Origin of the sequence: Streptomyces sp. NPDC056503 (genome assembly GCF_042794995.1) — a bacterium.
GTDB lineage: Bacteria > Actinomycetota > Actinomycetes > Streptomycetales > Streptomycetaceae > Streptomyces.
Genome location: NZ_JBHTST010000020.1, coordinates 59,945 through 79,947, shown reverse-complemented (window position 1 = coordinate 79,947; position 20,003 = coordinate 59,945). Strand labels below are relative to the sequence as shown.

25 protein-coding genes and 1 pseudogene are annotated in these 20,003 nt (G+C 72.8%); 18 read left to right on the top strand and 8 right to left on the bottom strand.

The genetic code is table 11. From position 1 onward, the window contains the following. Nucleotides 1-130: 130 nt before the first annotated feature. A complete protein-coding gene (locus ACFQ8C_RS08920; protein ID WP_383453736.1) occupies nt 131-1,870 on the bottom strand; it encodes a lysyl oxidase family protein in 1,740 nt (579 codons plus the stop codon). A gap of 560 nt (nt 1,871-2,430) precedes the next feature. Here ACFQ8C_RS08920 and ACFQ8C_RS08915 point away from each other — a divergent pair. Further along, a complete protein-coding gene (locus ACFQ8C_RS08915) occupies nt 2,431-2,940 on the top strand; it encodes a sigma factor (RefSeq protein WP_383453734.1) in 510 nt (169 codons plus the stop codon). A gap of 55 nt (nt 2,941-2,995) precedes the next feature. Here ACFQ8C_RS08915 and ACFQ8C_RS08910 read toward each other — a convergent pair whose 3' ends face one another. Further along, complete coding sequence (locus ACFQ8C_RS08910) at nt 2,996-3,916, bottom strand: LysR substrate-binding domain-containing protein (protein ID WP_383453732.1); 921 nt, start codon at nt 3,914-3,916, stop codon at nt 2,996-2,998. A 79-nt stretch (nt 3,917-3,995) separates the two neighbouring features. Between ACFQ8C_RS08910 and ACFQ8C_RS08905 the strand changes: the two genes are divergently transcribed. The 5 genes and pseudogenes from ACFQ8C_RS08905 to ACFQ8C_RS08885 all read left to right on the top strand — a co-directional run bounded on the left by ACFQ8C_RS08905 (nt 3,996) and on the right by ACFQ8C_RS08885 (nt 7,249). Continuing rightward, complete coding sequence (locus ACFQ8C_RS08905; RefSeq protein WP_383453730.1) at nt 3,996-4,736, top strand: hypothetical protein; 741 nt, start codon at nt 3,996-3,998, stop codon at nt 4,734-4,736. 365 nt (nt 4,737-5,101) lie between these two features. Continuing rightward, nucleotides 5,102-5,557: an SRPBCC family protein gene (locus ACFQ8C_RS08900; RefSeq protein WP_383453728.1), complete on the top strand. Its 456-nt coding sequence runs from the start codon at nt 5,102-5,104 to the stop codon at nt 5,555-5,557. Next, nucleotides 5,544-5,774, top strand: a pseudogene (locus ACFQ8C_RS08895) (FAD-dependent oxidoreductase); the annotation flags it as partial. The gene ACFQ8C_RS08900 and the pseudogene ACFQ8C_RS08895, both read left to right, overlap by 14 nt. A gap of 84 nt (nt 5,775-5,858) precedes the next feature. Continuing rightward, nucleotides 5,859-6,074: a hypothetical protein gene (locus ACFQ8C_RS08890; protein WP_383453726.1), complete on the top strand. Its 216-nt coding sequence runs from the start codon at nt 5,859-5,861 to the stop codon at nt 6,072-6,074. 113 nt (nt 6,075-6,187) lie between these two features. Beyond that, a complete protein-coding gene (locus tag ACFQ8C_RS08885; RefSeq protein WP_383453724.1) occupies nt 6,188-7,249 on the top strand; it encodes a sugar ABC transporter substrate-binding protein in 1,062 nt (353 codons plus the stop codon). A 273-nt stretch (nt 7,250-7,522) separates the two neighbouring features. Here ACFQ8C_RS08885 and ACFQ8C_RS08880 read toward each other — a convergent pair whose 3' ends face one another. Further along, on the bottom strand, nt 7,523-8,260 hold the full coding sequence (locus ACFQ8C_RS08880) for a hypothetical protein (RefSeq protein ID WP_383453722.1): 738 nt from the start codon (nt 8,258-8,260) through the stop codon (nt 7,523-7,525). A gap of 48 nt (nt 8,261-8,308) precedes the next feature. Further along, nucleotides 8,309-9,034 (bottom strand): TetR/AcrR family transcriptional regulator, encoded by a 726-nt coding sequence (locus ACFQ8C_RS08875; protein WP_383453720.1) that lies wholly within the window; start codon nt 9,032-9,034, stop codon nt 8,309-8,311. 103 nt (nt 9,035-9,137) lie between these two features. Between ACFQ8C_RS08875 and ACFQ8C_RS08870 the strand changes: the two genes are divergently transcribed. The 4 genes from ACFQ8C_RS08870 to ACFQ8C_RS08855 all read left to right on the top strand — a co-directional run bounded on the left by ACFQ8C_RS08870 (nt 9,138) and on the right by ACFQ8C_RS08855 (nt 13,075). Continuing rightward, nucleotides 9,138-10,460, top strand: a complete 1,323-nt coding sequence (locus ACFQ8C_RS08870; protein ID WP_383453718.1) for a hypothetical protein — start codon at nt 9,138-9,140, stop codon at nt 10,458-10,460. 132 nt (nt 10,461-10,592) lie between these two features. Beyond that, entirely contained in the window at nt 10,593-11,069 is a 477-nt protein-coding gene (locus tag ACFQ8C_RS08865; protein ID WP_383453716.1) for a hypothetical protein, read from the top strand. After that, complete coding sequence (locus ACFQ8C_RS08860) at nt 11,026-12,783, top strand: S8 family serine peptidase (protein ID WP_383453714.1); 1,758 nt, start codon at nt 11,026-11,028, stop codon at nt 12,781-12,783. The genes ACFQ8C_RS08865 and ACFQ8C_RS08860 overlap by 44 nt, the downstream gene beginning before the upstream one ends. Nucleotides 12,784-12,805: 22 nt before the next feature. Then, nucleotides 12,806-13,075, top strand: coding sequence for a hypothetical protein (locus ACFQ8C_RS08855; protein ID WP_383453710.1), 270 nt, complete (start codon nt 12,806-12,808; stop codon nt 13,073-13,075). Nucleotides 13,076-13,216: 141 nt separating this feature from the next. Here the strand turns inward: ACFQ8C_RS08855 and ACFQ8C_RS08850 are convergent, their stop codons facing one another. Both ACFQ8C_RS08850 and ACFQ8C_RS08845 read right to left on the bottom strand, forming a co-directional pair. Beyond that, nucleotides 13,217-14,296 (bottom strand): SRPBCC family protein, encoded by a 1,080-nt coding sequence (locus ACFQ8C_RS08850; protein WP_383453708.1) that lies wholly within the window; start codon nt 14,294-14,296, stop codon nt 13,217-13,219. A gap of 3 nt (nt 14,297-14,299) precedes the next feature. Continuing rightward, the gene (locus ACFQ8C_RS08845) at nt 14,300-15,319 is read right to left on the bottom strand and encodes a histone protein (RefSeq protein WP_383453706.1); all 1,020 of its coding nucleotides are present in this window, start codon (nt 15,317-15,319) and stop codon (nt 14,300-14,302) included. A gap of 236 nt (nt 15,320-15,555) precedes the next feature. On the opposite strand from ACFQ8C_RS08845, the gene gvpO reads away from it, so the two are divergent. The 8 genes from gvpO to ACFQ8C_RS08805 are packed head-to-tail and all read left to right on the top strand — an operon-like array spanning nt 15,556 to nt 19,360. Further along, entirely contained in the window at nt 15,556-15,960 is a 405-nt protein-coding gene (gene gvpO / locus ACFQ8C_RS08840) for a gas vesicle protein GvpO (RefSeq protein ID WP_383453704.1), read from the top strand. A 29-nt stretch (nt 15,961-15,989) separates the two neighbouring features. After that, nucleotides 15,990-16,451 (top strand): gas vesicle structural protein GvpA, encoded by a 462-nt coding sequence (locus tag ACFQ8C_RS08835; protein ID WP_383453703.1) that lies wholly within the window; start codon nt 15,990-15,992, stop codon nt 16,449-16,451. 3 nt (nt 16,452-16,454) lie between these two features. Then, nucleotides 16,455-17,165, top strand: a complete 711-nt coding sequence (locus ACFQ8C_RS08830; protein ID WP_383453702.1) for a GvpL/GvpF family gas vesicle protein — start codon at nt 16,455-16,457, stop codon at nt 17,163-17,165. A gap of 44 nt (nt 17,166-17,209) precedes the next feature. Next, nucleotides 17,210-17,458: a gas vesicle protein GvpG gene (locus tag ACFQ8C_RS08825; protein WP_383453700.1), complete on the top strand. Its 249-nt coding sequence runs from the start codon at nt 17,210-17,212 to the stop codon at nt 17,456-17,458. A gap of 18 nt (nt 17,459-17,476) precedes the next feature. Then, nucleotides 17,477-17,908, top strand: coding sequence for a gas vesicle protein (locus tag ACFQ8C_RS08820; RefSeq protein ID WP_383453698.1), 432 nt, complete (start codon nt 17,477-17,479; stop codon nt 17,906-17,908). Further along, nucleotides 17,905-18,759: a GvpL/GvpF family gas vesicle protein gene (locus ACFQ8C_RS08815; protein ID WP_383453696.1), complete on the top strand. Its 855-nt coding sequence runs from the start codon at nt 17,905-17,907 to the stop codon at nt 18,757-18,759. Before ACFQ8C_RS08820 ends, ACFQ8C_RS08815 begins: the two co-directional genes overlap by 4 nt. Further along, nucleotides 18,756-18,965 carry a gas vesicle protein gene (locus ACFQ8C_RS08810; RefSeq protein ID WP_383453695.1) on the top strand — a complete coding sequence of 70 codons (210 nt, stop codon included), beginning with the start codon at nt 18,756-18,758 and terminating at the stop codon, nt 18,963-18,965. Before ACFQ8C_RS08815 ends, ACFQ8C_RS08810 begins: the two co-directional genes overlap by 4 nt. Next, entirely contained in the window at nt 18,962-19,360 is a 399-nt protein-coding gene (locus tag ACFQ8C_RS08805; RefSeq protein WP_383453693.1) for a gas vesicle protein K, read from the top strand. Before ACFQ8C_RS08810 ends, ACFQ8C_RS08805 begins: the two co-directional genes overlap by 4 nt. Nucleotides 19,361-19,443: 83 nt before the next feature. Here ACFQ8C_RS08805 and ACFQ8C_RS08800 read toward each other — a convergent pair whose 3' ends face one another. After that, the gene (locus ACFQ8C_RS08800) at nt 19,444-19,704 is read right to left on the bottom strand and encodes a GlsB/YeaQ/YmgE family stress response membrane protein (protein ID WP_383453691.1); all 261 of its coding nucleotides are present in this window, start codon (nt 19,702-19,704) and stop codon (nt 19,444-19,446) included. 91 nt (nt 19,705-19,795) lie between these two features. After that, nucleotides 19,796-19,966 (bottom strand): hypothetical protein, encoded by a 171-nt coding sequence (locus ACFQ8C_RS08795; RefSeq protein ID WP_383453689.1) that lies wholly within the window; start codon nt 19,964-19,966, stop codon nt 19,796-19,798. Nucleotides 19,967-20,003: the final 37 nt, after the last annotated feature.

Below are 20,003 nucleotides of genomic sequence, written 5' to 3'. Positions count from 1 at the left end.
CTCCCGGCGGAGCGGCGCCCCCGTCGAGGCCGGTGCGGGGCTCCCCAGGACGTCGGGGCCGGCACCGGACGACGACCGGGCCGGCCCCGGTGGGGCCGGCCCGGCGGATGCCGCGGGGAGCGCTCCGTGGTCAGTTCGCGTTCACGAGGTCGTGGGCGGGGACGGTGACGGTCCGTCGGCCGGGGGCGCCGCCGAGGACGACCTTGCGCAGGGCGCTGTTGTTGCCGAGGTCGGTCTCCTTCAGCCGCTTGGCCGGGTTGGCGAGGACCTGGATGTAGTAGGTGCCGTTGGGCAGGTCCGTGATGTCGAAGGACTGTCCCGGCAGGTCCTGGGTGTAGGTGTCGCCGGAGCCGACGTCCAGCACCTCGCGGACGGAGAGGGAGTTCTCCTGGCCGCAGGCGGTGGACAGGTCGGTGTTGTTCGGGTGCCAGTTGGCGTTCTTCACCGTGTAGTCGACGGCGTCGGTGTTGGCGAGGCAGAAGGCCTCCTTGCCGCTGCGGACCGCTTCCTTCTTGTCGGCCTTCAGCAGCCGGTAGCTGGCGAAGTCGGTGAAGTGCCAGTGCACGTGGCCGGGGCGCGGGTCCCACTCCATGGTGCCGGTGGGGGTGTAGCCGACCTGCTTGCCCTGGGCGTCGTAGAAGTACTGGTACGCGTCCATCTTGGCCTTGCCGGGCGAGCGGAAGCCGTCCACGACGAGCTGGGCCGGGCCGGCGTTCCAGACGTTCGCGCTGAAGGCGAGGTAGTCCTTGCCGGGGACGTCCTGGACGCCGCCGTCGCTGATGGTGATGCCGTAGGCCGGCAGGGACCGCAGGTCGGGCTTGGGGACGTTCGGGACGGACGGGGTCCCGGTGGGGCGCGCGGACCGGGGGGCGAGGGCGGGGGCCTTGCGCGAGCCGTCGGTCTGGCCGGGGGTGTCACCGGCGGCCTGGAGGCCGGCGCGGCCGGCCTGCCGCACCTTCAGGGCCCACGGCAGGGCCGGGGGCGCGGCCTTCAGCGGCCCGTGGCCCACGTTGTACGAGGGGCCCGCGCCGCTGGTCTGCGGGGCGCCGGCCTGGGCGGCGGTCGGGGCGTGTCCCGCTCCGTGCCCGGCGTGGGCGGCGGGGGCCTGGTGCGCGGAGCCGTGCCCGGCGTGTTCCGCCGCGGCGGCCGACCGGGCGTCCTCCCAGCTGCGTTCCTCGACGGTGAGCTTCACCGTGGCGGGCTTGTCGGCGATGCCGAAGAGGTCGCGGTACTTCTTGGCGACCCCGACCTTGGCCGTGTACGTGCCGGCGGCGAGCTTCACGGGGTCGGTGTAGGAGCCGGCGTAGGTATTGGCCGCCCACCCCTTCTCGACGCCCCAGACGGAGCCGAGGGTGAAGGGGTTGGTGGGACAGCTCTCCGGATACTTCGAGGTGGCGGGCGCGTCGGGCCGGATCCGGCCGCTGGCGTTGTTCGGGCAGAAGCTCTCCGCGCGGCGGACGACCACCTTGCCGTTCTTGTCCGTGACGGTGATCTCGGCGAAGCCCGGCAGTCCGGAGAAGTCCTTCACGGTGCCCGGGGGCAGCGCCTTCGCCTTGCTCCTGCCGCCCTCGAACACGGTCTGGGTGACGGTCACCGGATCCTTGTAGGACTTCCGGGTCACCTTCAGCTCCAGCGGCCGTCCCTCGGCGGTGAGGTACGTGCCCAGGTCCAGGTAGACGCCCGGCTCCTCCTTCCACGAGGTGAGCGTGACCGAGCCGGTCGCCGCGACGAGGCTCAGCTTCGGTCCCGTCGCGGCCGTCGCCCGCTCCGGCGCGGCGGTCATGAAACCGACCGTCACCGCCATGGCGGCGACAGCCGTGGTCCCCGCGAGCAGCGGCCGCCGTAGCCGGTTGGTGCGCGTCGTGTCCATCGTTCTCTCGTCCTCCGGATGCCGTGGGGAAGCGGATCGGCCGCGGCCCGGCGGGGCGGTCTCCGCCCCGGGGCTCACGCGGTGTGGGGCGCTCGGTGCACCCGCGCTATGAGAGGAAGGCGCCGGGCGTCCGGTTGTCCGGAGAGCCGAAACGTCACGATGTTGGCCGGAAGACGCTCCCCTACCGAAAGCCGGACACGCCCGCCAAAACGGCACCTCACCAAGGGAAAGGGGCTCCGGTCCGGAAGGCGTCGAGAAAGCCCGCGGTGGCCCGAAAACACCGGGAGCGGATCCGGTGCGGCGGGAGGTCGCCCCGGGGAACCGCCCTCGGCCGGCACCGGGCGCGCGGTCTGCCGCCGTACCGCCTCCGGGGGGCGCCGGACGGGCGGCTCGGCCCTGCCTCACTCCTGGGGGTGAACGGGAGCCGGAGGAGACGACGAAACGGCTCCCATCCGTACGCCTGCCCGCTACGAAGACTCTGCACAGGCCGCCCCCGGCCCGTGGCCTCGGCCCGCGCCCTTCGCGGCCGGCCCCGTCTTCCGACCAAGGACCCGCATGCGATGGACACCCCGCCCCCGGACGGCCGTCCCGGACGGCTGCGCCTGGTCCCCCCGCACGGAGCCCGCCCGGTGAACCGGCCCGTGCCCCTCGGCGACCCGGCCCCGCCCCCGCGCCGGGCCCTCGCCGACGTCATGCGGAAGGTCGCCCAGGGCGACCAGCAGGCGTTCTCCACCCTCTACGACGCCCTCGCGCCGATGGTGTTCGGCATCGCCGTCAGGGTCCTGCGCGACCGCGCCCAGTCCGAGGAGGTCGCCCAGGAGGTCATGATCGACCTGTGGCGGCAGGCCGCCCGCTACCAGCCCGCCGCGGGGTCCGTCACCGCCTGGGCGGCGACCATCGCCCACCGGCGCGCCGTGGACCGCGTCCGCTCCGCCCAGGCCGCCGCCGACCGCGAACACGCGCGGGCGGCCCGCGAGCACGCCACCGCCGTCGGCCTCACCCTCGAACCGACCGGAGGATCACCCCGGCCCACCACGTCCCCCCTGCTCCTGCTGGCGCTCCCCGCCTGACGCCGAAGTCCGGGATGCCGTGGCCGCCGCGCTCCCCGCCCGAGCGGGTCGGCGTTCAGGCCGGCGGACGGGGCGCGGTGCGAGCCTGTCGCGCTGCCGTGCGGAGAGCCGAGACGACGGCCGTGGTCGTCGGGTCGGTCGTGCCGGTGCGACGGGTCGCGGCGAACAGGCTGCGCAGGATCGGGTGGTCCTCGATGGGGGCCGTGCGGATTCCCGGGGTGCTCGGGTCGATGGCCGTCCGGGGGACGAGCGCGGTGGCGAGGCCGGCGCGCGCGAGGGCGAGCTGGGCGGCGATGTCGGCGGTGACGTAGCGCGCCGCGGGGGTGAAGCCGGCCTGCCGGCAGGCGTGCAGGATGGCCTGTCCGCAGTCCGTGGTCGGCGGTGGCACGACGAGGTCGTGCGGGGCCAGTTCGCCCAGGGCGACGGGGCGCTCGCCGGCTCCGTCGGCGGCCGCGGTGACGACGAGCAGCGGGTCGTCGAGCAGCGGCGCGACGTCGACGCCCCGGTCCGCGGTCTCCGGCAGGTGGTGGTACCGCTGCCCCACCACCACGTCGACGGTGCCGAGGGCGAGTTCCCGCAGTTGCGCCCGGTCGGTGACGAGACAGGTCACGGCGAGCTGCGGATGCCGCTCGCCCAGCGCGGTCAGCGCGGGGGCCACGATCCTGGCGACGGTCGACGGCAGCGCGGCGAGCGTGGCGGTGGCGCCGACCGTGCCCTTGACCGCCGCGACGGCGCACTCCGCCTCCTCCATGGCGGCGAGGATCCGGTCGGCGTGTTCGAGGAGCACGCGGCCCGCCTCCGTGAGCGCGACGGTCCGCCCGTCGGGACGCAGGAGGTCGACGCCCACGTCGTTCCTGAGCGCGGCCAGTTGTTGGGACACGGCGCCGGCGGAGAGCGCCAGGGACCGGGCGGCCGCGGTGATGGAACCGCGGGCGGCGACGGTCTTGAGCATGTACAGACGGCGGACATCGAGCATGACCCGATAGATTACCTAAAGGGTTCCCTTAGAAAAGATCCCCTTGACCTGCCGAGTCGTGGTGAGCGACCTTCGGCGCATGGAAATCTCCGCCTGCATCTCCGCCGTCGCCCGGCCCCTCCACGACTTCGGCGACGAGTTCATGTCCGACGACGCGACCGCCGCCCTCGGCCTGCGCGCCGGGTTCGCCCCCGGGCGCGGCTTCTACTGTCGCGGACGGTTCGGGGTGCTCGGCGAGGCGCCGGCCTCCGTGGTCCAGGCGGTGCAGGGCTTCCTCGGCCCTGGCCTGGTCACCGCCGGCTGGCGGGCCGGGCGGTCCGTGATGCCGGCGGAGGAGGCCGCCGCCTGCTACGCACAGGCCGTCCGGACATGGGGGCGCGCCCACATCCCCGCCGACGCCGACGTGGAGCACTTCAACCACCTGGCACAGCGGCTGATCGACGCCGCCGACGCCGACGGGCTGCCCCTGTTCGCCGGGTGGCGCGCGCAGCCCGTACCGGGCGACGATCCGGTCGGCGCGGCGATGCAGCGCGTCCACGTCCTGCGGGAACACCGTGGCGCCTGCCATCTGGCGGCGGTGCGCCTGTCCGGGCTGAGCGCCCGGGAGGCCATGGTCGTCGACCTCGGCGTCGAGAGGGCGCCCCACTACGGCTGGCGGGAGCCCCGTCCCGTCGCCGCGCCCCTCGTCCCCCGACGGCAGCGTGCCGAGCGGCTCACCGACGAGCTGCAGGCGCCGCTCTACGCCACGCTGACGGACCGGCAGCGCGACGAGTTCGCCCGGCACGTCCGGGTGTTGACCGCTTCCCGATCCGCGCGTTGACCGCTTCCCGGCCTCATGCCGGGACCGTGTTCTCCGTGGGCCGGGCGGAGCCACCCGGGAAGGGTGGACCCGCGCGAGTCGACCTCCGGCCGGCGGATGCCGCTGCCGCGCGGGGGCGGCCGGGAAGGGGTTGGAACCGGTGAAACCGGTGACACGCGAGGTATGAGGTTTCTGCGCGCCTCGGTGTCCGGAGCCGTGGTCGTGGTGACGGGTGCGTCGAGCGGGATGGGCCGGGCCGCCGCGGCGTGCGCGATCGGGGTGGCGGGAGCCGTCGGGGCCCGCTCGGCGCTTCGCCCCGTGCGGGGCGGTCCGCCCCGCGCGTCGTTCCGAACGGGAAGTCTCCCGTCCTGAAGGAGGTCGTCCCCATGGCACAGTGGCACCGTCTCATCCGCGCCACGCCCCAGGAGGTCTGGTCCGTCCTGGGCGATCCCCACCAGTACGGCCGCTGGGTCGTGGGGGCTCACCGGTCCTGGCCGCAGGGCGGGGGATGGCCCTCGGAGGGCGCCGAGCTGGGATACGCCCTCAAAGCCGGCCCGTGGACCTACCGCGGCCGCACCGTCTCCCGACGCTGTGAACCGGTGCACCGCCTGGAGTTGGAGGCCAGGAGCGGTGTCGGCAGCGCCAGGATCGCGTTCCTGATCGAGCGCTGGGGGCAGGACACCCTGGTCGTGGTGGACGAGCATCCTCTGGTGGGGCCGGCGGCCGCCTGGCACAACGCGGCCCTGGACACCCTCCTGCGCTGGCGCCACCGGGGCATGCTCGCCCGCCTGGCCGAGGTCGTCGAGTCCGCGGCGAAGGCGGAAGACCGTGCCCACGCCTGACGCCGTCGTCATCGGCGCCGGCCCCAACGGCCTGGTCGCCGCCAACCTCCTCGCCGACGCCGGCTGGCACGTCGTGGTCCTGGAGGCCCAGGACGAACCGGGAGGAGCGGTGCGCAGCGACAGGGGCGTCCATCCCGACTACGTCCACGACCTGTTCAGTGCCTTCTACCCGCCGGCCGCCACCTCCCCCGTCATCCGGGACCTCGCCCTGGAGCGGTAAGGACCGCGCTGGAGCCGGGCCCCGCCGCGTCGTCGCTCCCCCGGCCTGGAGCGCCTGAACCCCGCCCTGGTGGGCGGCGCCGTGAACCAGGGCACCACCCAGCTCCACCAGCAGCTGCTCTTCCGTCCGCTGCCCGGCGCCGGCCGCTCCCGCTCGCCCATCCGCGGTCTGTACCTCGCCTCCGCCACCGCCCATCCCGGAGGCGGCGTCCACGGCGCCCCGGGCGCCAACGCGGCCCGCGCGGCCCTTCGCGCCTTCCGCCTCCCGCGCCGCCCGTCTTCAAGTACTGGATGGTGACGACCGTTGCGATCTCGTTAGACATTCACTTCTTGACGACAAAAGCCCCGGTCAAGTTGACTTCGGGGCACCTCGGCCGCACCGTCGCGGTCTCGTCAGGGAGGTAACCCCACATGAACGCAATGACCCGTCGTGCCGTCATGGGCACGGCCGCGGTCTCGATGGCCCTCGCCCTCTCCGCCTGCGGTGACGCCGGCGGCGACGGCCAGGACGAGCGCAGCCCGACCAAGATCGGTCTGCTCCTCCCGGAGAACAAGGCCGCGCGGTACGAGTCGCTGGACAAGCCGCAGTTCGAGAAGGCCGTCAAGAGGTCCTGCCTGGACTGCGAGGTCGTCTACGCCAACGCCGCCTCCGATGTCGTGAAGCAGAAGCAGCAGTTCGACCAGCTCGTCGCCGACGGCGTGAAGGTCATCGCGCTCGACCCGGTCGACTCCGCCAAGGCGGCCGGCTGGGTCAAGGAGGCGAAGGCCAAGGGCGTCAAGGTCGTCGCGTACGACCGCGCGATCCAGGGCGCCGACGCCCACGTCAGCCACGACAACTACGCGGTCGGCGAGCTCCAGGGCGAGGCCCTGCTCTCCGCCCTCGGCGCCAAGGCCGCCACCGCCCGGATCGTCATGATCAACGGCGACGAGAAGGACCCGAACGCCGTTCTGTTCAAGAAGGGCGCCCACATGGCCCTCGACGGCAGGGTGGGCAAGATCGCCTACGAGGCCTCCGGCGAGTGGGACCCGAAGGTCGCGGGCGAGAAGATGACCGCCGCCGTCGCCTCCGTCGGCAAGGACAGGATCGGCGCCGTCTACTCCGCCAACGACGGCATGGCGGGCGGCATCGTCACCTCCCTGGAGAACGCCGGCATCAAGGGCATCCCGGTCGGCGGCCAGGACGCCGAGGTCGCGGGCATCCAGCGGATCGTCGCCGGCACCCAGACCTTCACCATCTACAAGTCGCCGCTCGACCTCGCGCCCAAGGCGGCCGAGTTCGCGGTCGACCTGCTCCTGGACGTGCCGATCCGCGCCCAGACCCAGACCGACGGCGTCCCCTCGAACCTCCTCGACCCCGTGGTCGTCGACAGGACCAACATCCAGTCCACGGTGATCCAGGACGGCATCTACACCGCCGCCGACATCTGCACGCCGGACCTCGCCGACGAGTGCGACGAGCTCGGCATCAAGTAGGCCCCGCCCCGCCGGTACCCGGTCCTTCACGGGCCGGGTACCGGCGGTCTCGCCCGAGGCCGGGCCGGGACGCGTCGGCGCGCGAACACCCCCACCGGCGACGGCCGACGACGCCCTGGCCCAGCACACGTACCCGGACGCGGCGGAGTCCCGCTCGCTCGCCGGCCCGACCGCCAACCCCTGGTCGCGGCACCGGCTTCCGCGGCGCAGCGTGCCTATGCCTTCCCCGGCACCGTCACCGTCGCGTCGATGCGCCTCGGGCTCGGACCGTGATCAGCCCGTCTCCGAAGCACCGGCCCGCTTCGCCGGCTCGGTGGTGACCCGCCCCAGCAGGACCGTGGGCGTCGACTTGACGGCGTACCAGGTGTTCGCGCTCTCGTCGGCGGCCGGGGCCCAGGCTGCCACCACGGGGAGTTCGCCATGGTCGCCGGCCTCCAGCGGGGGCAGCGTCCAGGACATGCCGCGGTACTGGCCGTAGTCCACGCCCCATGTGCTGAACGAATGATCGTGCACCTCGTCGATCAGCGCGGCCCACTGCCGGGGCACCTCTCCCGTGTCGGCGGCCCGACAGATCGCCTCCTCGTCGCTGCCTCCGATGGTGAGCCGGGTCTTCCCGTCCTCCACCGTGATCGCCGCCAGCGCCTGCCCGCCGTCGTATCCCCCGTCGGCACCCTCCGGAAGCCGCGCCGGCAGTCCCGCCGAGAACTGCGCCCTCCCGAGCGGCGCCAGGGCGTCGATCCGCCAGACCGCCGCGCGGCAGTCGGTCAGCGGCCCCCAGTTCTCGGGGTCGAGCTCGGGATCGTACCGGGTCAACAGCAGCTCGACGCGGGCCCTGGAAGTCACCCAGCGGGCGAGCGTGCGGTCCCCCGGCAGCCGGAACAGCTCATCGGGCCGCGGCGGAAGGCGGGTGCTCCCGATGGTCGTGGTGAAGGTCAGCGGGCCGAACGGCGTGTCGATGGCCGGCTGGTCGGCGGGACGCAGACGGGTGCGCGGGACGGTGGGGAGGAGCACCGGCCCAGCGTACTGCGGTGCGACCTGCCAGGATCCGCCGGACGGAACCTACCCGGCCGGGTCCCGTCCCAGTGAGGTGAGCAGGGCGTCGAGTCCCGCGGTGAGCTGCTCCTCGCCGCCTCGTTCGGCGAGGGCGGGGCCGTACTCCCGGAGCATGGGGAAGTCGCGGGCCGGCAGGCGGTGCAGTCCGAGCCGGAAGGCGGGGTCGGGTTCCTCCGGATCGTCGACCACCGCGCGCAGGTCGATCACGATGTAGCCCAGCACCCAGGAGATGAAGGCCCGGTACACCCGCAGCGCCGTCCCGTCGTCCAGGCCGGCCGCCCGCAGCAGCGCCAGCAGGCGTTCGTGGACGCGCAGCACGGCCTGGGGCCGGCGTGCCAGAGGGACCGTCAGGGGGCGGCTGGCGCACAGGGAGATGACGTTCGGGTGCTCCACGGCGACCCGGTACAGCTCGCGGGCGATGCCGTGCAGGGCCTCGCGCAGGTCCGGGGGGCCGACGGCCGACTCCTCGGGCCCCTCGGCGCCGGTCCGACGCGGGCCGGCGCTCAGCCGCTCCTCCACTTCCAGGAAGAGGGTCTCGACGAGCCCGTCGAGCAGATCGTCCTTGCTCGCCGTGTACCGGTACAGCGCCATGGTCTCCACGCCGAGCTCCACCGCCACCCTGCGCATGCTCAGCGCGGCCAGGCCCTCGGCGTCGGCCACCGTGAGCGCGGCGTGCAGCACGCGCTCGCGGGTCAGCCGTTCCCGACGCGGTGCCGATGGTTCGCCGCTCATGATCAGGACCACCCTTGACGACTCGCCCCCTGTCGGAGCAGTATATACGACATAAACGTATGAAATACGCTTATCGCGCATACGTAGGGTGGAGGTCCTGGTCATGGACCCCTGGTGGCTGCCCCTCCTTCTCTGGGTCGTCCTGATCTCCGGCGCGGGGCTGTTCCTCGCCGCGCCCGTGGTGTCCCGGTGGACCAACCGGCTGCTGCTCGTGGCCGCCCTCGTCACCTGGAGCGTGCTCGCCGTGAAGGTGTCCATGGCATCCGCGTCCACGAGCACGAGCACGACCATCGACGTCTCCGTCGTCGACGGGATCGGCGTCGCCGCCGGCTGCCTGATGGAACACGGGGTGCTCTGCCTGGGCCGGCAGGAGAACCCGTCGTACCCCTTCTCCCCGGGCGTCGGCACCTGGGTCCTCCTCGCCGCCCTGCTCGTCGGGTTCGTGCGGCTCCTGGAGATCCGCAACGCCCGCGCCGGCTCCATCGCCATCGAGGTGGACGACCTGCTGTACGCCAATCCGCGGAGCGACGGCGACAGCCCGGGCGAGGCGGGATACCACGCGGCCACGTGCACCGCGAGGATGCGCACCATCCTCGCCACCCAGGTGCAGACACCGCCGCCCCTGCCCGGGGGCGAGCCGGTCCTCAGCCTCCCCACCGTGCTGTACGAGGCCAAGCCCAAGGACGGCGATGTCCTCACCAAACTGCTCGCCCTCGCCTGGCAGTCGGCGTTCCCGCAGCGCGGCTGGCGGATGACCGGCCACGTGCAGCGGTCCGGCGCGGGGTACGGCGTGACCGTGAACATGACCGAGAAGGCCACGCACCGCAGCGTCCTCCAGGACACCTACTGGGAGGAGTCCGAGGAGGAGGCCGTGTACAAGGCGGCGTACACGGTGGCGCAGCTCGCCGTGGCGAGCACCGTGGGGATCCCCCGCTGGACCAAGTGGCGCGCCAAGAACGGCCGCGGGCTGCGGCACTACCGGGACGGCGTCGACCTCCTGCGCAACGGCGGCGAGAAGCGGCGTGCGGAGCGGGAGTTCGGCGCGGCGGTCGGCCTGGACCCGGCCAACGGGCTGGCCCGCTCCGAACTGGCCCTGCTCAAGGAGGGCACGCCCGAGGGGTACCTCCAGGCCCTGGAGATCTACCTCGGCCTCGTCACGGCGTACCCGGCGATGGCGCAGCCCCGCTACCGGGCCGGGATCGTCCTGGACCTGGTGGACGAGTGGCTGGACGCGTGGCTGGCCGACGAGGCGTGGCGCGGACGCCTCGACCGGGCCCTGACCGGCGCGGGTCTCGCGCCCGCGTCGGGAGAGGGCCGGGAGCGGGACCGACCGGCGGCGCGCGAGCACTTCCTCGACGTCTCCCTCCACGTGCTCACGGCCCTGCGCGCGGAGCTGGACACCGTCCGGCTGATCAGGGGCTGGTGAGCGACGGAGACCCGCGGGCTCTACCGCGAGCTCGTCCGGCCGACCGAGAGCCTGCGCGCGCAGACCCGGTCCGCCGTCGACGCCGCGATCCTCGCGCGGAGCCTCCACGCCCGGTTCGCCGAGGGAGCGCCCGTGCCGTCCGTGGCGGACCTCCGGACGGACGGCAGCGACTTCGCGGAGGCCGAGCGCCGGCTCCGGGCCGCGTGCGGGTACGACCGGAGCCGCCGGTACCGGGCCACCTCCGCCCGCTCCGCGAGCGACGGTGAGGCCCAGGGGCGGATCCAGATCGCGGGGCTCGTCCAGTACAACGCCGCCTGCTTCTACGCCCGCCTGATCGGGCCGCCCGCCGGGGACGACGACCCCGACTGGGCCGGGCGTACGGAGGAGGCCGCCGCCCTGGCACTCGAACACCTCACGGCGTCGGTGCGGAACTCCGAGCTCCTGGACGACTGGTTCGTCCACCTGGCCGGCGACCCGGACCTCCGGCACCTGTGGAGTCACCCGGAGTTCCAGGGCTGGACCCTGACACGGCACGCGGGGAACGACACACGGGAAGGAGACGGTCATGACCGTCGAGAAGTTGGCGCCGCCGCTGGCGGCGGCATATGAACGCTACGTGCAGGAAGGCCGACGCCGCGCCCCGCTGAGAAGGCCCGCGGGCATGATGGGGCTCGTCTCCGTCGAGCAGCGCGCCAGGCCCGTGCGCGTCGTCGTCTCGGTGGAGTGCGACCCCGACGCCCCGCCCGTGGGAGCGGGCGACACCGAGATCAACGAGGGCGGACGGTCCATCCGCACGGGCATCGTCCCCCTCGACGCGCTGGAGGAACTGGCCGCGCAGCCGGGTGTGCGCCGGATCGTGCCGGCCTCGCAGCTGCGGCCGTGCCTGGACCTGGCCCTGGGGAAGGTCGGCGTGCCCGAGTTCCGCACCCGCCTCGACCGGAGCGGGGACGGCGTGCTCGTCGGAGTCGTGGACACGGGCATCTTCCTGGGGCATCCCGCCTTCGCGGGACGGGTCGAGCGCGTCTGGGACCAGACGCTGGCCGGCGGGATCGGGGTCCCCGAGGGCCGGTACGGGGCGGAGTTCACCGACCTCGCGGCGGGCGCGGAAGTCCTGTCCAGGGACGTCGAAGGCCACGGCACCCATGTCGCGGGCATCGCGGCCGGCACCGAGGGGGTCGCCCCCGGGGCCCGGATCGTCGCCGTCAAGACGGACTTCCAGGACGCCCACATCATCGACGGCATCCAGTACGTGTTCCGTCTCGCGGACGAGCTCGACATGCCCGCGGTCGTCAACCTCAGCCTGGGCGGCCACTTCGACCCGCACGACGGCACGGACGTCATGTCCCTCGCCATCGAGGAGGAGAGCGGCCCCGGCAGGATCGTGTGCTGCGCCGCCGGCAACGAGGGCGAGGACGACCTCCATGCGCGGCTCACGGTGGCCGAGGGTGCCACGCTGGCCGTGCCCTGCCATCCGGGCCGGATCGACGGCTTCCCCGACGTGTTCTGGCTGAACGGCTGGTACCCGGGCGAGGACCGGCTGGAGGTCGCCGTCGCGTCGCCGTCCGGCGACTCCACCGAATTCCAGGCCGTGCTGACGGCCGGCTCGCCGGTCCGCACGTACGAACTGGCGGACGGCGTCGTGCAGATCGTCACGCCCGGCCCCGACCCGGCCAACGGCGACCACAACTTCTTCGTGACGGTGGAGCCCACCTCGCCCGTCCCGGTCGGCGGGGCACCGCGGTGGCGGCTCGTGCTGCGCGGAGCGGACGTCAGCGGCCAGAGCTGCCGGGCGGACGTGTGGATACTGGGCACGCAGGAGGCCCAGCCCCCGCCGCAGTTCAGCGGACCGGCCGTGAGCGACGCGCTCAAGATCGGGTCGCCGGGCGCGGCGACGTCGGCGATCACCGTGGCGGCGTCCACGACCCGCACCCGGTGGCGGGACATCGACGGCATCCAGCGCCTGGCCACCTGGCTGGTCGCGGACGACATCGCGGGCTTCAGCAGCGAGGGGCCACGCCGGGACGGGATGCCCAAACCCGACGTCACGGCCCCGGGAGCGATGATCGTCTCCGCGCTCTCCCGTGACGCCGTCGGACTGCGCCGGGCCTTCATGGTCGACGACCGCCATCTGGCGCTCCAGGGCACGAGCATGGCCTGCCCGTTCGTCGCGGGACTCACCGCGCTGCTCCTGGAGGGCGACCCCAGCGCCGATCCCGACAAGATCCGCTCCTTCCTGACGGCCGCGGCGGCGGTCCCCGGCGCGGCGCCGGGAGCCTTCGACCCCAAGTGGGGACACGGGCTCGTCGACGCCTCCCGTCTGTGACCCGCCGGGGCAGAATCGGGCCATGGACTACGCCAAGCTCGATCCCTCCCTCTCCGCCGCCGTGGAGACCGGCGACGACGGGCCCGAGGCCAGGAACCTCCTGGTGACCGTCGTCCTGGAACTGGCCCCCACGGAGGCGCAGCGCGAGGTGCTCCGCGGCGCGGGAGTGGACGTCGGGACCGTGGACCGGACCGTCGTCAACGGCACGCTCTCGCGCCGCGGGGTCGAGGAGCTCTCCCACGAGCCGTGGGTGCGCTCCCTGACCCTGTCGTCGAGCCGCCGCCCGCTCTGACGGACCTCGGCGCCCGGCGCTCCTCCCCTCACACGGCGGCCGCCCCGGCCGAGCGGGAGGGGCGGAGGGGCAGAAGGGCGGAGGGGCGGACATGACCGTGGCCGCGCGGGTGGGCGCGGCCACACGTGACGGTCCGCCGGTTCAGCGGCGACGCCCCGCCGGGACGGGCTCCTCGTCCTCGTAGGCGTCTTCCTCGTACTCTCCGTCCTCCTCGCCGGAGTCCTCCTCCTCGGGCTCCTCGCCCTCCTCCTCTTCCTCCTCCTCTTCCTCCCAGCCGTCCTCGGCCGGTTCCTCGCCCTCCGCGGTCGGCTCCTCGCCCTCTTCGGGCTCCTCCTCACCCTCTTCGGGCTCTTCCTCACCCTCTTCAGGCTCTTCCTCGCCCTCTTCGGGCTCTTCCTCACCCTCTTCCTCTTCCTTTTCGAGGGCCTCCTCGTGGGTGACGACGACCTCGCCGTCGGTGATCTGCCCGCGCCACCCCTCCGGCTCCTTCTCGGTGAGCGTGACGAAGCGGTCGAAGTTCTTCAGGTCCAGGCGCATGCGCCTGCCCTGGGCCCGCCACAGGTTGCCGGTCTTCTCGAAGAGCCCGGACGGGTAGTACTCGACGACCAGCAGGATGCGCGTGAGGGAGGGCGCGAGCTCGTGGAAGCTGACGCATCCGCGGGTGGACCCCTTGGCCCCGCTGGACGTCCAGACGATTCTCTCGTCGGGTATCTGTTCCTGGACGGTGGCCTTCCAGCTGCGGGTGGACGGACCGACCTTGACCTTCCAGTCGGTGCTCGTCTCATCGCCTTGCGAGACGTTCCGGACACCCTTGGCGAAGCTGCTGAAGTTCTCGTACTGGGTCCAGTGGTCGTAGGCGGTGCGCAGCGGCACGCCCACGTCGATGGTCTCGACGATGTTGATGGACTTGCCACCGGCCTTACGGCCCTTCTTGCCGCCACCGAGCAGCCCGGAGTCCTTGACCTTGTCCTTCAGCCCGCTGAACGTCTGCCCGAGCATGGCCTTCACGGGAGAGTCGCCCTTGAGCAGGCGGCCGCCGAGCTCCCCGAGACCGCCGCCGTTCTCCGCGACGTCCTGGAGGCCGTCGGTCACTTCGCCCAACTTGTCCACTGCCTTGTCGGCGACACGGCCCGCCTGGGTCGACAGATACGCGGTCGCTTCGTCCATCAGCCGGTCGAATCCCGAGTGGTCACCGCCGCCGGCCGCACGTTGGGTGGCCATGGTTCACCTCCCTGTGGTCGACTTGCGGCGGGCCGTCTTGGCCGCGGTGGTCTTCTTCGCCGCTCGTTTGGTCGCGGGGGCGCGCCCCCCGCCTGACGCCGTCGTCTTCCTCGCCGTCGTCTTCTTGACAGGCGGCTTCTTGGCCGGCGTCCTCTTCGCCGCCGTCGTCTTCCTCGCCGTCGTCTTCTTGGCAGGCGTCTTCTTAGCCGCCGTCTTCTTAGCCGCCGTCTTCTTCTCCGCGGGCTTCGAAGCGGTCTTCTTGGCGGTGGTCTTCTTCGCGGCAGCGGTCTTCTTCGTGGGGGCGCCGCGCTTGGTGGAACTCGACGCGCTCCTCCCCGCCGAGGTCTTCTTGGCGGGGGTCGCCTTGGTCGCCTTCCCTGCCGGGGCGGCCTTGCGGGTCGGGGTGCGGCGCTGGGCCGTCCTGGACGGCGTGGCGGAGGCGGACCGGCGGGCGGGCCGACGGCGAGCCGGCGGCTCTTCCTCTTCCTCCTCTTCCTCCTCCTCTTCTTCCTCCTCCGGTTCCTCTTCGGCCGCGGGCTCTTCGAAGCCGGCTTCCTCTTCCTCCTCCTCGGCTTCCTCTTCCTCCTCCTCGTCCTCGTACGGTTCCTCCTCGTCCTCGTACGGCTCCTCCTCGTCCTCGTACCGCTCCTCGCCGCCCTCGGGCTCCTCCTCGTCCTCGTACTCCTCCTCGTCCGTGGTGTCCCCGTCGCCCTGTTCGAGGGCGAGGGTGCGCTGGTGCAGCGTGTCGGCGAGATCGGCCATCCGGCGGTTCGCGGTGGCCACGAGGGCCTTGCGTCCGGCGTCGAGCGCCTCTCCCCTGATCTGCTCGCCGAGCTCGGCCACCTGTGGCATCTCGCTCAGCTTCTTCAGGCCCTGCGTCGCGAGCTCTCGTGGATCGAGGCCGAGACGGCGGCCCGCGGCGTAGGTGATCAGGCTGAAGGCGAGGCGTCCCTTCTTCACCCGCCCCAGTACGTAGCCCCCGGCGAGCGCGGCCGCCAAGGCGATCTTGGTCGTGTCCTCCATGAGCCCTTCCCTTCACCAGGTGCCCGCGGCTCGCCGACGACCCGGCCGTCATGCGCTCCCCGGACGCGCCGACCGGGCGACGGAACGACACCGCTTGCACGTCACTACGGGACTGCTCCGTCAGGTGACGGATATGCATGGAATGCGAGAAGAATAGAGATATCGACCCCATCGAGGTGTTTGCTGTCGATCTAGTGGGGCAGGCGCACGGGTCAGTTCGCGAGGGGAGCAGGTCCATGGCCGCAGCAGAACCGGCTCGCAGCCGACGTCCTCCGGCAGACCAGGAGGACGCTCAGGACCGCGACGCGCGGACCGGTCGTCCGGCTCGGAAGGCCGCCGCGCGCAAGCCGCCGGCACGCAAGGCTCCGGCCCGCCGCGGGGTGACGGGCACGGCCGCCGCGATGCGCGCCGCGGTCGAACAGCTCGCGCAACTGCTGGGAAGGGTCCCGGAATCGGTCTCGTCCCTCCGACCGACCGAGGACGGCTGGGAGGCCCAGGTCGAGGTCCTCGAACTGGAACGGATCCCCGACACGACCAGCATCCTGGCCAGTTACAAGGTCGCCATCGACAAGGAGGGCGAGTTGATCTCGTACGAGCGAACCCGGCGCTACAGCAGGGGCATGATCGACCGGCCGACCTGACCGGGTCGGCCCCGTGAAGGGAAGCGGCCATGACCGTGGTGCCGCAGGGCGGAAGCAACCTCAGCAGGAGTTCCGGCGGGGGCACGAGCCTCTACGACGTCCTGGAGTTGATCCTGGACCGCGGGCTCGTGATCGACGTGTTCGTCCGGGTCTCCCTGGTCGGCATCGAGATCCTGAAGATCGACGCGCGGATCGTCGTCGCCAGCGTCGACACCTATCTGCGCTTCGCCGAAGCCTGCAACCGCCTCGACCTGGAATCGGGCCGGAAGGCGCCCACCCAGCTGACCGACGTCGTCGGCAACGCCATGGAGAGCGGAGCCCGCGGCAAGTCCAAGGGTGCCGTCAGCGGCGTCGTGGACGCGGTGACACAGTCCCTCACCGGCGGGTCCGACGACGACGAAGAGGCGGAGGAGGAGCCGGAGGAAGAGCCGGAAGAGGCTCCCCGCCGCCGGCGACCCGCACGGCGCCCCGCGCGCCGGGAGAAGGAGTAGACGATGCCTCTCTACGTGTACTCCATCACCGCCGACACACATCCGTGCCGCCTGGACGGGCTGACCGGCGTCGGAGCCGAACCCGCTCCGGTGCGCGCCGTCACGGCCGGGCCACTGCGCGCGGTCGTCTCGGACATCGAGGAGGAGATCCGGCCCAAGCGCCGCGACCTCGCCGCCCACCAGGAGGTACAGGAACGGCTCATGGCCGACGGGCCGGTCCTTCCGCTGCAGTTCGGCTACACCGCCCCCGACGACCAGGCGGTCACCCAGGTGCTCCAGGAGCGTGCGGACGGTTACCTGGACGCCCTGGCGCGGCTGCGGGACTGTGCCGAATACCACGTGAAGGCCTCCCAGGACCAGGACGCCCTCCTGCGGGAGATCCTCGGGGACTCGGACCGGGCCCGGTCGCTCAACGACCGGATCAGGGCCGGCGACACCGACCCGCGGCTGCCGCTGGAGCTCGGGGAGATCGTCGCCGTCGAGGTGCGGGAGAGGCAGGAGACCCTCTCCGCCGAACTGGCCCGGACGCTGGTCTCCTTCGCGGAGGACCACGCCGAGCGCCCTCCGGCCGACGGGGACGTCCTCAACCTCTCCCTCCTGGTCCGGGACGACAGGAAGGACGAGTTCCTGCGGGCGGAGGCCCGCCTCGCCGAGCAGGTCGAGGGTGTCCGGTTCCGCCTCAACGGACCGCTGCCCCCCTACAGCTTCGTGTAGCCGGGCCCCGCCGGACGGAGCCCGACCCGCGACGAGGAGGAGAGATGGGAATGCTGACCCAGCTGCTGACCGCGCCGCTGCTCCCCGTGCGACTGGCGGCGTGGACGGCGCAGCAGGTCCTGGACCAGGCCAACGAGGAGTACTACGACCCCGCCCCCGTCTACGCCGCCCTGGCCGAGCTCGAACGCGGGCTGCGGGACGGGGAGATCGACCAGGCCGGCTTCGACCGCCAGGAGGACGAACTCCTCGACCGACTCGACGAGATCGCGCTCTTCCGACAGGGCCGGACGTGACCCAGGAGGCCGGGAACCGTGACTGACCCGCTCGCCCACAGGATCGCCCCACTGCCGTCCCGGGCGGGACCGGCGGCGTACCCGCCGTCCTCGTCGGCCAGCCTGGCGGACATCCTCGAACGCGTCCTGGACAAGGGCATCGTGATCGCCGGGGACATCCGCATCAACCTCCTCGACATCGAGCTTCTGACCATCAAACTGCGGATCCTGATCGCGTCGGTGGACAAGGCCAAGGAGATGGGCATCGACTGGTGGGAGTACGACCCCTCGTTGTCCTCCCGCCACAGCGGCGACCCACTGGCGGAGGAGAACCGCCGGCTGCGCGCCGAGCTGGAGGCCCTGCGCCGCGACCGCCTCGGACCCGGCCCGTCCGACGCCGCCGAGGAGGCCCCCCGCCGGGACGACGCGGGGCACTCCGGCGACACCGGGCGGGAAAGGCCCGCGCCATGACCGGCGGGCCGGACCTCACCTACGTCTACGCCGTGGTCGCCCCCGTCCCGCGGCTCGACGGTCCGCTGGCCGAGCTGCGCGGTGTGGGCGACGCGCCGGTCGCCCTCCTCTCCCCCGGCACCACCCCGGCCGGCCCGGCCTTCGCCGTCAGCCGCGTCCCCGCCGCCCAGTGGGCGGAGGAGGTCCTCAGATCCCGCTTCGAGGACCTCGCCTGGCTGGAGGACACCGCCAGGGCCCACCACCACGTCATCCAGGTCCTGGCGGAGCACACGATCGTCCTGCCCCTGCGGCTGGCCACCCTCTACCAGGACGGCGACCGCGCGCTGGAGGCCCTGCGCGACGGACAGGACGCCTTCGCCGCCCGGCTGGCGCTCCTCGCCCACCACTCCGAGTACGGGGTCAAGGTGTACGTCGTCCCCGAGACCGGACCCTCCGACGCCCCCGCCGACGGCCGTGCGCACCCCACCGGTCCCGGCGCCGCCGCACCGAGCCCCGGGAAGGCCTACCTGCAGGCCCGCCGGGCCCAGCGCCACGCCCGGGAGGACCGCTACCTCCAGGCCGGACAGGCCGCGGAGCGCATCGCCGCCGCGGCCGCCCGGCACGCCACCCGGACCGTCCGGCACCCCCCGCAGACCGGACCCCTCACCCGCCGCGAGAAGGGCGAGAACGTCCTCAACGACTCCTGCCTCGTCCCCGACGACCGGGCCGAGGAGTTCCGCGCCGCCCTCCGGCAGGCCGACCGGGACCTGCCCGGTGTCCGCATCGAGGTGACCGGGCCCTGGGCGCCGTACTCCTTCGCCACGCCACCGACCCGGAGCGCCGGGACGGACGCCCCCGGGACACCGTCATGACGCTCACGGGACGGGACGAAGCCCTGCCGGATCGGCAGGTCGCCCTCGTCGACCTCCTCGACCGGCTCCTCGCCGGCGGCGTCGTCATCACCGGGGACATCGTGCTGTCCATCGCCGACATCGATCTCGTACGCATCTCCCTGCGCGCCCTCATCACCTCCGTCACGGCCACCGACGCCCCCTTCGCTCCGGGCGACCCGTCATGAACGACGACCGCGCGCCGCGAGCGCCGCGCCCCGACCCGGACGACCTGGGCGCCCCCCTCGCCCGTGCCTTCCGGCTGCTCCAGGCACCACCGGAAGCTCCCGGCGCGCCCCGGCCCCCGTCCCACCGCGTGCGCACCGATCCCGAGACCGTCGGCGAGGACCTCCTCAAGCTCGTCCTCACCGTCGTCGAGCTCCTGCGCCAGCTCATCGAACGCCAGGCCCTGCGCCGCGTCGACTCGGGCGATCTCACCGACGCGCAGGAGGAGGAGCTCGGAGCGACCCTCCTCGCCCTGCACGAGCGCATGAGCGAGCTGTGCGCCGAACACGGCTACCGGCTCGAAGACCTCGACCTCGACCTCGGACCCCTCGGTCACCTGCTTCCCCCCGCGGACTGACCGGAGGCTCCCGGCGGACCGACCGGACCACCGCCGCGCGCGACGGCTCCCCCTCGGTCCCGAGGGGGAGCCGGCCCGGCCCGTCACTTGTGCCGCGTGAAGAGGCGGTAGAGCGCGAGGAGGAGGAGCGATCCGACGATGGCGGCTATCCAGGTGGAGAGCTCGAAGAACCCGTCGACGGAGTCGACGTCGAAGAGGACCTTGCCCAGCCATCCGCCGAGCAGGGCGCCGGCGATGCCGATGAGCGTGGTGACGATGATGCCGCCCGGGTCCTTCCCCGGCATCAGCATCTTGGCGATGATGCCCGCGAGGAGCCCGAGGAGGATCCAAGCAAGTATGCCCATGATTCCTTCTTGTCCCGTTGCAGTGGAATGTCGTTCCGTGCGGTTCGTCCACCGCTCTGGGGTCGGTGGACCCCGCCTTCCGGCCGCCAGGTCAGGAGAGCTTTCCCTTGGCCCGTTCCTTCAGGTGCCGGGCCTTCCCCCGCGCTTCGAGCGCTCCGCCCTTGGCCGCCAGCTTCTCGTTGCCCATCGCGTGCGCGGACTTCCGGAGGGCCTTCCCCCCCGTCTCCTCCATCTGCGCCTTCGCCTTCTCCCACGTACTCATGTCCCGAGTCCTTTCCCGAGTCCCGGCCCCGGCTCCG

Excerpts from the sequence above, each read along its gene's own strand:
- ACFQ8C_RS08855 (WP_383453710.1), top strand. The coding sequence starts at position 12,806 with ATGGACTACGCCAAGCTCGATCCCTCCCTCTCCGCCGCCGTGGAGACC.
- ACFQ8C_RS08885 (WP_383453724.1), top strand. The coding sequence starts at position 6,188 with ATGAACGCAATGACCCGTCGTGCCGTCATGGGCACGGCCGCGGTCTCG.
- ACFQ8C_RS08830 (WP_383453702.1), top strand. The coding sequence starts at position 16,455 with ATGCCTCTCTACGTGTACTCCATCACCGCCGACACACATCCGTGCCGC.
- ACFQ8C_RS08835 (WP_383453703.1), top strand. The coding sequence starts at position 15,990 with ATGACCGTGGTGCCGCAGGGCGGAAGCAACCTCAGCAGGAGTTCCGGC.
- ACFQ8C_RS08845 (WP_383453706.1), bottom strand. The coding sequence starts at position 15,319 with ATGGAGGACACGACCAAGATCGCCTTGGCGGCCGCGCTCGCCGGGGGC.
- gvpO (WP_383453704.1), top strand. The coding sequence starts at position 15,556 with ATGGCCGCAGCAGAACCGGCTCGCAGCCGACGTCCTCCGGCAGACCAG.
- ACFQ8C_RS08915 (WP_383453734.1), top strand. The coding sequence starts at position 2,431 with ATGGACACCCCGCCCCCGGACGGCCGTCCCGGACGGCTGCGCCTGGTC.
- ACFQ8C_RS08850 (WP_383453708.1), bottom strand. The coding sequence starts at position 14,296 with ATGGCCACCCAACGTGCGGCCGGCGGCGGTGACCACTCGGGATTCGAC.
- ACFQ8C_RS08900 (WP_383453728.1), top strand. The coding sequence starts at position 5,102 with ATGGCACAGTGGCACCGTCTCATCCGCGCCACGCCCCAGGAGGTCTGG.
- ACFQ8C_RS08870 (WP_383453718.1), top strand. The coding sequence starts at position 9,138 with ATGGACCCCTGGTGGCTGCCCCTCCTTCTCTGGGTCGTCCTGATCTCC.
- ACFQ8C_RS08795 (WP_383453689.1), bottom strand. The coding sequence starts at position 19,966 with ATGAGTACGTGGGAGAAGGCGAAGGCGCAGATGGAGGAGACGGGGGGG.
- ACFQ8C_RS08810 (WP_383453695.1), top strand. The coding sequence starts at position 18,756 with ATGACGCTCACGGGACGGGACGAAGCCCTGCCGGATCGGCAGGTCGCC.
- ACFQ8C_RS08860 (WP_383453714.1), top strand. The coding sequence starts at position 11,026 with ATGACCGTCGAGAAGTTGGCGCCGCCGCTGGCGGCGGCATATGAACGC.
- ACFQ8C_RS08815 (WP_383453696.1), top strand. The coding sequence starts at position 17,905 with ATGACCGGCGGGCCGGACCTCACCTACGTCTACGCCGTGGTCGCCCCC.
- ACFQ8C_RS08910 (WP_383453732.1), bottom strand. The coding sequence starts at position 3,916 with ATGCTCGATGTCCGCCGTCTGTACATGCTCAAGACCGTCGCCGCCCGC.
- ACFQ8C_RS08825 (WP_383453700.1), top strand. The coding sequence starts at position 17,210 with ATGGGAATGCTGACCCAGCTGCTGACCGCGCCGCTGCTCCCCGTGCGA.
- ACFQ8C_RS08805 (WP_383453693.1), top strand. The coding sequence starts at position 18,962 with ATGAACGACGACCGCGCGCCGCGAGCGCCGCGCCCCGACCCGGACGAC.
- ACFQ8C_RS08800 (WP_383453691.1), bottom strand. The coding sequence starts at position 19,704 with ATGGGCATACTTGCTTGGATCCTCCTCGGGCTCCTCGCGGGCATCATC.
- ACFQ8C_RS08920 (WP_383453736.1), bottom strand. The coding sequence starts at position 1,870 with ATGGACACGACGCGCACCAACCGGCTACGGCGGCCGCTGCTCGCGGGG.
- ACFQ8C_RS08905 (WP_383453730.1), top strand. The coding sequence starts at position 3,996 with ATGGAAATCTCCGCCTGCATCTCCGCCGTCGCCCGGCCCCTCCACGAC.
- ACFQ8C_RS08875 (WP_383453720.1), bottom strand. The coding sequence starts at position 9,034 with ATGAGCGGCGAACCATCGGCACCGCGTCGGGAACGGCTGACCCGCGAG.